The organism is Curtobacterium sp. Leaf183, assembly GCF_001424385.1.
Taxonomy (GTDB): domain Bacteria; phylum Actinomycetota; class Actinomycetes; order Actinomycetales; family Microbacteriaceae; genus Curtobacterium.
The window spans coordinates 232,304-240,862 of record NZ_LMPO01000009.1; the positions used below are offsets into that span (position 1 = coordinate 232,304).

Sequence of the window (8,559 nt, forward strand, 5' to 3'; positions counted from 1 at the left end):
GGGCCCTGGCCGGGACGTCGTCAGTATGCGATCCGACCGGTCCGGTCGTGGAACTCGCCGGTGGGACCGTCCGTCCCGACCGTGGCGAGCGCGACCGTCGCGTCCGTGCCCTCCGTCACCGTCTGGTGGCCGCCGAAGCCGTTGAACTCGGTGGCGGTGTACCCGGGGTCGCTCGCGTTGACGCGGAACGTCGGCAGGTTCTTCGCGTACTGCACCGTCAGCGCGATCACGGCGGCCTTCGACGCCGCGTACGGGATCGACGGCACGTGGAACTCGTCGTGCCCGGGCGTTGTGAGCCAGCGGGCGAAGCCGACGCCCGACGCCACGTTCACCACCACGGGAGTCGCGGATGCGCGCAGCATCGGGAGTGCTGCCTGGGTGACCCGGACGATCCCGGTCACGTTCGTGTCGAGGACCGACGCCATCGCGGCGGCATCGAGGTCGTCGACGCCGAACGAGGTGCCGAGCACGCCGGCGTTGTTCACGAGCACGTCGAGCGACGGCAGCGACGCGACAGCGGCGTCGATGCTGTCCTGGTCGGTCACGTCGATCCGGACGACGTGGGCCCCGAGTGCACGGGCTTCGTCGCCGGCGGCGGGGTCGCGCATGCCGGCGTACACGGTGTGGCCGGCCTCGATCAGGCGGCGGGTGGTCTCGAGCCCCAGGCTGCGGTTGGCTCCGGTGATGAGTGTCGTGGTCATGTCCCCACCATGCGCCACCGTCGACGGGCGTCCCAGGTGCCCGTCGACGGTGGGACCGCGAGTACCACCCCGGAGGTCGGCGTCCGGGGCAGGATGGGCACATGAACGAGTTCGCGACCGTGCTGCGCGCCTGGCGCGACCGCGTGACGCCCGAGGCCGTGGGGCTGCCCGCCGGAGCCGGTCGCCGCACGCCCGGACTGCGGCGCGAGGAGCTCGCCGCGCTCGCCGGGGTGAGCGTGGACTACGTGGTGCGTCTCGAGCAGGGCCGCTCGGTCAACCCGTCGCCGCAGCTGCTCGGGTCCCTGGCCACCGCGCTCCGGCTGACGACCGAGGAACGCGACCACCTGTTCCGGGTCGCGGGTGCCGCACCGCCGTCACGCGGTGTCGTCCCGCGGCACGTCACGCCCGGCGTACAGCGCTTGATCGACCGGCTCGGGGACGTCCCGCTGGCCGTGTTCACCGCGACGCACGACATCCTGCTCTGGAACGACCTCTGGGCCGCCCTGACCGGTGACCCGGCGCGGCTGGTCGGCATCGAGCGCAACCTGGTGTGGCGGCACTTCATGGTCGGCCACGAGGGCGTGGAGTACGACGACGACCACCAGGAGGAGTTCTCCAGCGACCTCGTCGCCGACCTGCGTTCGGCAGTCGGCCGGTACCCGGGCGACCGCGCCCTGGCCGACCTCGTCGCGCGGCTGCGACGCGAGTCCTCGGAGTTCGAGCGCCGCTGGGCGGTGGCGCGAGTCGCTGAGCACCGGGCGAGTCGCAAGACCCTGCGGACGCCGGTGGGCGGGATCGAGGTCGACTGCGACACGCTCAGTGTGCCCGGTGGTGACCTGCGGATCGTCGTCTACACCGTGGTGCCCGGTTCGGCCGACGCGGAGAAGCTCGACCTGCTCCGCGTCACGGGGCTGCAGCAGCTCGTGCCCCGCTGACCGGGCCGGAGAGCTCAGCCCCGGGTCAGCAGGAGCGAGGCGTTCTGTCCGCCGAAGCCGAACGAGTTGGTGAGCGCCGCACGGAGCAGGACGGTCCGAGCGGTACCGGACACCACGTCGAGGTCGATCGCGGGGTCCTGGTGCTCCAGGTTGAGCGTCGGCGGCACGACCCCGGTCTCGAGTGACCGGACCGTCAGGATCGTCTCGACCGCGCCGGCCGCGCCGAACAGGTGCCCGACCGCGCTCTTCGGTGCGGTGACGACCGCACCGCGCCCCACCACCCGCGCGATCGCAGCCGCCTCGCTCGCGTCGCCGACCGGGGTACCCGTCGCGTGGGCGTTCACGTGGTCGACGTCTCCCCCGCGCAACCCGCCCATGCGCAGCGCCTGGGTCATGGCCCGCTCCTGACCCGAGCCGTCCCCGCGTGGTGCCGTGATGTGGAACGCGTCCGCGGTGATCCCCCACCCGGCCAGGACCGCGTGCACCCGGGCACCACGGGCCCGGGCATGTGCGGCGCGCTCGACCACCACGATGCCGGCGCCCTCTCCCAGCACGAACCCGCGCCGGCCGCGGTCGAACGGGCGGGACAGCGTGGTCGGGTCGTCACCGTCGGGCTTGGCGAGGGCCTGCGACTGGGCGAAGGACGCCATCGTCACGGGGGTCACCGCGGCCTCGGTCCCGCCCGCGACCACGACGTCGGCCTCGCCGGTGCGGAGGAGCCGCGCCGCCATGGCGATCGCCTCAGCACCGGAAGCGCATGCCGACACCGTCGTGTACGCACCGGCCCGGGCGTCGAGCTCGATGCTGACCTGCGCCGCCGCACCGTTGGCCATGAGCATCGGCACGGTTCGCGGCGAGACCCGGCGCGCACCGTTCCGCCCGAGCTCGTCGTGCGCGTCCAGCAGCGTCTCGATCCCGCCGATCCCGGTCCCGAGCACGACCGCGAGCCGCTCCGGATCGACGCCGGGTCGACCGGCGTCGGCCCAGGCCTCCCCCGAGGCGACGAGTGCGAGCTGCTGGCTGCGGTCGAGTCGCTGTGCCCGGACGCGACCGAGGGCGGCGTCGGCGTCGAGGGCCGCGTCGGCCCCCACACGGATCGGGACCCGGTCCCAGAGCATGCCGGCGCGGTCGAGCTCGTGCACGCCGGACCGTCCGTCGACCAGGGCCGTCCACAGCGGGTCGACGCCGTGGCCGAACGGAGACACCGCGCCGAGGCCGGTGATGACGATGTCGTCGTCGTTCTGAGTTGTATGCTGCACAAGTTGAGTTGTACCACGTACAATCGGGACATGGCAACCACTCGGGGGCAGGCGACCAGGGCACGCATCCTGGCAGCGGCCGCGGGCCTGCTCGCTGACCGAGGGCCCCGCGCGCTCACCGTGAGCGACGTCGCCCGGGCGGCCGAGGTGTACCCGAACCAGATCACGCACCACTTCGGCTCGAAGGACCGTCTGGTCGTCGACGCGGCCTTCGTCCGGTTCCTCCGCGACACGACACGGCTGCAGGCGGCCGGGCGTCGGACGTCGTCGCCCGAGGCCTTCCGCCAGGCCCTCGCGCGGACCGCCCTTGCGATGCCGTCGACCGCGCTGCTCGTGACGGCACTCGGACTCGCACAGGACGACGACGCCCTGCGGGAACGGACCGCCACGCTGCTCGCGGTGCTGTTCCGGCAGTCGGAGCGCTACCTCGACCGGATGCTCGTCGAGCACGGGTGGACGAGCGAGCACGGCGTCCCCCGCGACGCCCGGACGTTCTGGAGCGCCGTGTTCGGCGCCGTCCTCTTCGCCACCGCGGGGGCGGCGGGTGGACCGTCCGACCTGGACGTCGCAGCGACGATCAGCATCCACTGACGGGCGACACCCCGGGGTGCCCGGCTGCCCTAGTGCTCGCCGAACCCGGACCGGACGAGTGCGTCCAGCGCGTCGACGGCGTCCTGGGCGTCGTCGCCGGTCGCCTCGATCGTCAGCGTCGCGCCCTTCGGCAGGGCGAGCGCCATGATGCCGAGCAGGCTCTTCGCGTCGACGCCGTTGACGTGGACCGCGGCGTCGTACCGCGCGGCGGTCTTCACGAACTCGGCCGCGGGACGGGCGTGCAGGCCGGTCTCGTTGACCAGCTCGACGCTGGTGGACGCAGCCACGTCGGCTGCCGCTCCGGTCCCGTCGGCCGCTGCGGGTCCTCCAGGCAGGTCCGGGCTGGAGGCCCCACCCGCGTCCGCCTCGCTGGCTGCGGCCGATGCGGCGGCTGCGAGCACCGCGGTGGCGTCGCCACCCGTCTGCGCTGCGACCGCAGCGGCGACCGCACCCTCGACGACCGGCGCGTCCGACACGTGGACACGCGCGCGGAGGTCGTCGTCGAGGAAGTCGAGCGCCGTGTCCGTCGTCAGGTACGCCGAACCGAGGTCGCACAGGACGACGATCGCATCGGCGCCCGCGAGTTCCTCGAGCCCCGCGGTGATCGCCTCGAACGAGGTCCCGATCCCGCCGTCGTCCGTGCCGCCGGCGGCCACGAGGGGGACGTCCGCGGCCATCTGACGAGCCAGCTCGACGGTCCCCGTGGCGATCGCCGCGCTGTGCGAGACGACCAGGATGCCGACGGTCACGCCGCGTCCACGGCGGCGCGGAGGATGTACGCGGTCGACTGCGCGCCCGGGTCGCGGTGCCCGACGGCGCGCTCCCCCAGGTAGCTCGCCCGGCCCTTGTGCGCCACGAGTGGTTCGGTCGATTCGGCGCCGGTGACGGCGGCGTCGGCCGCGGCCTCGAGCACCCGCTCGGGCGACTCGCCGGCGCCGGCAGCCGTCGCCGCGGCGTCGACGGCCGGCGTCCACGCGTCGATCATCGTCTTGTCGCCGACGGCGGCCTTGCCGCGCGAGACCACGCCGTCGCGCGCCGCGGTGAGCACGGCGACCAGCGTGTCGGCGTCGAGTTCGGTCGCGTCGCCAGCGGCCTGTGCCGCCTTCAGGTACGCGGTGCCGAACAATGGTCCGGCCGCGCCGCCGACCGTGGAGATGAGCTTCGTGGCGACGGTCTTGAAGACCGCACCCGGCGTGTCGAACGAGCCGGCGTCGACGGCCTCGAGCACGGCGCGGAAGCCACGGTCGAGGTTCTCGCCGTGGTCCCCGTCGCCGATCTCACGGTCGAGCGTGACGAGCTCAGCCCGGTGTTCGTCGATCGTCGCGGCGGTGCGGCGCACCCAGTCGATGGCCCATGCGGTGTCGAGCGCCAATTCGTTTCCCTTCGAGCGATGTGTCGGTCTCAGCGGCCCCAGCGCAGCGCGGGGGTCTCGACCGGAGCGTCCCAGAGCGTGGTCAGGTCGTCGTCGAGCACCGTGACGGTGATCGAGAACCCCTGCATCTCGAGGGACGTGACGTGGTCGCCCACCAAGCTACGCGCGACCTCGAAGCCCCGGTCCGCCAGCACCTCGGCGGCGCGCCGGTAGACGATGTACAGCTCGGACAGCGGGGTCCCGCCCATGCCGTTGACGAACAGCAGCAGCCGCGACCCCGTCGGTGGCGCCAGGTCGGTCAGCACCGGTTCGAGCACACGGTCGACGAGCTGGTCGACCGGGGCGATCGCGATGCGTTCGCGCCCCGGTTCGCCGTGGATGCCGATGCCGAGCTCCGCCTCGTCGTCGCCCAGGGTGAACGACGGCACGCCCGCGTGCGGGACCGTCCCGGGCGCGATCGCCAGGCCCATCGAGCGGGTGACGTCGTTGACGTGGCGGGCGACGGCGGCGACGGCGTCGAGGTCGTCCCCGCGCTCGGCGGCCGCTCCGGCGCACTTCTCGACGACGACCGTGCCGGCGACACCGCGGCGGCCGGCCGTGTAGAGCGAGTCCTGCACGGCGACGTCGTCGTCGACCACGACGGTCTCGACCCGGATGTCGTCCATCCCGGCGAGTTCAGCGGCGGTCTCGAAGTTCAGGACGTCGCCGGTGTAGTTCTTGACGATGTGGAGCACCCCGGCGCCGCCGTCGACGGCCTTGGTGGCGGCGACGATCGGGTCCGGCGTCGGGCTCGTGAACACCGGACCGGGTACGGCGGCGTCGAGCATGCCGAACCCGACGAAGCCGGCGTGCAGGGGCTCGTGCCCGCTGCCGCCACCGCTGACCAGGCCGACCTTGCCCGCGACCGGGGCATCGGTCCGTCGCAGGTGGATCGGGTCCTCGACCAGGACGACGTGACCGGCATGCGCCGCGGCGAACCCGCGCACGGTCTCGATGACGACGTCCTGCGGGTCGTTGATGAGCTTCTTCATGAGCTGGCCTCCACGGGGTCTCCACACGCGGACCAGGTCAGCACACCGCCGACGTCGTCCGGAGTGCCGCCAATCTACAACGGGCGGGCGTTCGCGCGACATGCACGTTCGTGCAGTGCGGTCCGGGCGAGAACCGGCTCCCGGGTGGGCATGCGCACACCCCCTCTGCACGTTCGTGCACTTTGCCGCAGATCGCTCACGTGTCCATCGCCCTCAGCGAAAACCCAGCAGTATGCTCGCCCCAATCACTCGACGGGGAGTGCCGGAGCAGCCCGGACCCCCTCTCACAGCACTGGAGGTCACCGATGGACGACATCGGCGTCAAGTTCCTGTCCGAGCTCGTCGGCACCGCGATGCTCATCATCCTGGGTGGGGGTGTGGTCGCCGCCGTCTCGCTCAAGAAGTCCAAGGGCTTCGGCGCAGGCTTCCTCATGGTCACGATCGGTTGGGGCTTCGCGGTCTTCACCGGCGTCACCGTGTCGTACAAGTCCGGCGGGCAGCTCAACCCCGCGGTCAGCCTGGCGCAGGCCATCCTCGGCAACATCACCGTGGGCGCGATGCTCCTCTTCTGGCTCGCCCAGATGATCGGTGCCGTGATCGGCGCCGTGATCGTCTGGCTCGCCTACAAGCAGCACTTCGACGAGGAGCCCGACCCGGCGGCCAAGCTCGGCGTCTTCTCGACCGGTCCGGCCATCCGGTCCTACGGCTGGAACCTCGTGACCGAGATCGTCGGCACGTTCGTCCTCGTGTTCACGGTCATCGCCTTCACGAACGGCAAGACCCCGTCCGAACTCGGGGCCGTCCCCGTCGCCTTCCTCGTGATCGCGATCGGTGTCTCCCTCGGTGGCCCGACCGGCTACGCGATCAACCCGGCCCGTGACCTCGGCCCGCGCATCGCCCACGCCTTCCTGCCGATCAAGGGCAAGGGCTCGAGCGACTGGTCCTACGCCTGGGTCCCGGTCGTCGGCCCGCTCGTCGGTGGTGCGATCGCCGCCGGCCTGTCGTACGCGCTCCTCCCCCTCGCCTGACCCACACCCGTCCACGTCGGCCGGGTCCATCGTCGGATCCGGCCGGCACCACACACCCGCAAGGAGCACCCATGGCCGACTACATCGTCGCCATCGACCAGGGCACGACCAGCACCCGTGCCATCGTCTTCGACCACTCCGGTTCGATCATCTCCGTCGGACAGAAGGAACACGAGCAGATCTTCCCGCGCGCGGGATGGGTCGAGCACGACCCGAGCGAGATCTGGGACAACACCCGTGAGGTCATCGGCCAGGCACTGTCCCGCGCCGACATCACCCGCCACGACGTCGCGGCGGTCGGCATCACGAACCAGCGCGAGACCGCGGTCGTGTGGGACAAGAACACCGGCAAGCCGGTCTACAACGCGATCGTCTGGCAGGACACCCGCACGCAGTCGATCGTCGACAAGCTCGCCGACGGTGACACCGACCGCTACAAGGCCATCGTCGGCCTGCCGCTGGCGACGTACTTCGCCGGCACCAAGATCATGTGGATCCTCGAGAACGTCGAGGGTGCCCGCGAGAAGGCCGAGGCCGGCGACCTGCTGTTCGGCACCACCGACACCTGGGTCCTCTGGAACCTGACCGGTGGGACCGACGGCGGCGTGCACAAGACCGACGTCACCAACGCGTCGCGCACCCTGTTCATGGACCTCGAGACGCTGCAGTGGCGCGACGACATCCTCGCCGACTTCGGCGTCCCGAAGGCGATGCTGCCGGAGATCGTCAGCTCGTCCGAGGTGTACGGCCACGTCGAGTCCTCGAACCTGCTGCGCGAGGTCCCCATCGCGGGCATCCTCGGCGACCAGCAGGCTGCCACCTTCGGCCAGGCCGCGTTCGACAAGGGCGAGTCGAAGAACACCTACGGCACCGGCAACTTCCTGATCTTCAACACGGGCACGGACATCGTCCGCTCCGAGAACGGGCTGCTGACGACCGTCGGCTACAAGTTGGGTGATCAGGAGACGCACTACGCGCTCGAGGGCTCCATCGCCGTGACCGGGTCCCTGATCCAGTGGCTGCGTGACAACCTCGGCATCATCCAGAGCGCACCCGAGGTCGAGGCTCTGGCCAAGACCGTCGAGGACAACGGCGGCGTGTACTTCGTCCCCGCGTTCTCCGGGCTCTTCGCGCCCTACTGGCGTCCGGACGCCCGCGGTGCCCTGGTCGGCCTCACGCGGTACGTCAACAAGGGACACATCGCCCGTGCAGCGCTCGAGGCAACCGCCCTGCAGACCCGCGAGGTGCTCGACGCCGTGAACGCCGACTCCGGCGTGGACCTCACCGAGCTCAAGGTCGACGGCGGCATGACCGCCAACAACGAGCTCATGCAGTTCCAGGCGGACATGCTGAACGTCCCGGTCGTGCGGCCCGTCGTCGCCGAGACCACGGCGCTCGGTGCCGCCTACGCCGCCGGCCTGGCCGTGGGCTTCTGGGCGAACCTCGACGAGCTCCGTGCCAACTGGCAGGAGGACCGTCGCTGGGAGCCGCAGCTCGACGCCACCGAGCGCGAGCGCACGCTGCGCCTCTGGAAGAAGGCCGTCACGAAGACCTTCGACTGGGTCGACGAGGACGTCCAGTAGTCGTCTGCTGACGCACCGTACGGCCTGGAGGCCCGGTGCCGGTCCCTGGGACCGGCACC

At 71.6% G+C, this 8,559-nt stretch carries 9 protein-coding genes; 4 read left to right on the forward strand and 5 right to left on the reverse strand.

The window, feature by feature from the left end; all coding sequences use genetic code 11:
- Positions 1–20: 20 nt before the first annotated feature.
- A complete protein-coding gene (locus ASG04_RS11915) occupies positions 21–701 on the reverse strand; it encodes an SDR family NAD(P)-dependent oxidoreductase (RefSeq protein ID WP_056124533.1) in 681 nt (226 codons plus the stop codon).
- A 101-nt stretch (positions 702–802) separates the two neighbouring features.
- Here ASG04_RS11915 and ASG04_RS11920 point away from each other — a divergent pair, with 101 nt between their 5' ends.
- A complete protein-coding gene (locus tag ASG04_RS11920) occupies positions 803–1,636 on the forward strand; it encodes a helix-turn-helix domain-containing protein (protein ID WP_056124535.1) in 834 nt (277 codons plus the stop codon).
- A gap of 14 nt (positions 1,637–1,650) precedes the next feature.
- Here ASG04_RS11920 and ASG04_RS11925 read toward each other — a convergent pair whose 3' ends face one another.
- On the reverse strand, positions 1,651–2,895 hold the full coding sequence (locus tag ASG04_RS11925; protein ID WP_200938496.1) for a beta-ketoacyl-[acyl-carrier-protein] synthase family protein: 1,245 nt from the start codon (positions 2,893–2,895) through the stop codon (positions 1,651–1,653).
- A 30-nt stretch (positions 2,896–2,925) separates the two neighbouring features.
- On the opposite strand from ASG04_RS11925, the gene ASG04_RS11930 reads away from it, so the two are divergent.
- Positions 2,926–3,486: a TetR/AcrR family transcriptional regulator C-terminal domain-containing protein gene (locus ASG04_RS11930; RefSeq protein ID WP_056124539.1), complete on the forward strand. Its 561-nt coding sequence runs from the start codon at positions 2,926–2,928 to the stop codon at positions 3,484–3,486.
- A gap of 29 nt (positions 3,487–3,515) precedes the next feature.
- Here the strand turns inward: ASG04_RS11930 and dhaM are convergent, their stop codons facing one another.
- Genes dhaM through dhaK form a run of 3 tightly spaced genes read right to left on the reverse strand, consistent with a single transcriptional unit; the run spans position 3,516 to position 5,889 of the window.
- A complete protein-coding gene (gene dhaM, locus ASG04_RS11935; RefSeq protein ID WP_056124543.1) occupies positions 3,516–4,235 on the reverse strand; it encodes a dihydroxyacetone kinase phosphoryl donor subunit DhaM in 720 nt (239 codons plus the stop codon).
- Positions 4,232–4,858 (reverse strand): dihydroxyacetone kinase subunit DhaL, encoded by a 627-nt coding sequence (gene dhaL, locus ASG04_RS11940; protein ID WP_056124545.1) that lies wholly within the window; start codon positions 4,856–4,858, stop codon positions 4,232–4,234. Before dhaL ends, dhaM begins: the two co-directional genes overlap by 4 nt.
- A gap of 29 nt (positions 4,859–4,887) precedes the next feature.
- Positions 4,888–5,889 (reverse strand): dihydroxyacetone kinase subunit DhaK, encoded by a 1,002-nt coding sequence (gene dhaK / locus ASG04_RS11945; protein WP_056124548.1) that lies wholly within the window; start codon positions 5,887–5,889, stop codon positions 4,888–4,890.
- A 305-nt stretch (positions 5,890–6,194) separates the two neighbouring features.
- Here dhaK and ASG04_RS11950 point away from each other — a divergent pair, with 305 nt between their 5' ends.
- Both ASG04_RS11950 and glpK read left to right on the forward strand, forming a co-directional pair.
- Positions 6,195–6,917, forward strand: a complete 723-nt coding sequence (locus tag ASG04_RS11950; RefSeq protein WP_082518089.1) for an MIP/aquaporin family protein — start codon at positions 6,195–6,197, stop codon at positions 6,915–6,917.
- 71 nt (positions 6,918–6,988) lie between these two features.
- A complete protein-coding gene (gene glpK, locus ASG04_RS11955) occupies positions 6,989–8,500 on the forward strand; it encodes a glycerol kinase GlpK (protein ID WP_056124551.1) in 1,512 nt (503 codons plus the stop codon).
- The last annotated feature ends 59 nt before the right edge of the window (positions 8,501–8,559 follow it).

Coding starts and splice junctions, on each gene's coding strand:
- ASG04_RS11915 (WP_056124533.1), bottom strand. CDS start 701: ATGACCACGACACTCATCACCGGAGCCAACCGCAGCCTGGGGCTCGAG.
- ASG04_RS11920 (WP_056124535.1), top strand. CDS start 803: ATGAACGAGTTCGCGACCGTGCTGCGCGCCTGGCGCGACCGCGTGACG.
- ASG04_RS11930 (WP_056124539.1), top strand. CDS start 2,926: ATGGCAACCACTCGGGGGCAGGCGACCAGGGCACGCATCCTGGCAGCG.
- dhaK (WP_056124548.1), bottom strand. CDS start 5,889: ATGAAGAAGCTCATCAACGACCCGCAGGACGTCGTCATCGAGACCGTG.
- ASG04_RS11950 (WP_082518089.1), top strand. CDS start 6,195: ATGGACGACATCGGCGTCAAGTTCCTGTCCGAGCTCGTCGGCACCGCG.
- glpK (WP_056124551.1), top strand. CDS start 6,989: ATGGCCGACTACATCGTCGCCATCGACCAGGGCACGACCAGCACCCGT.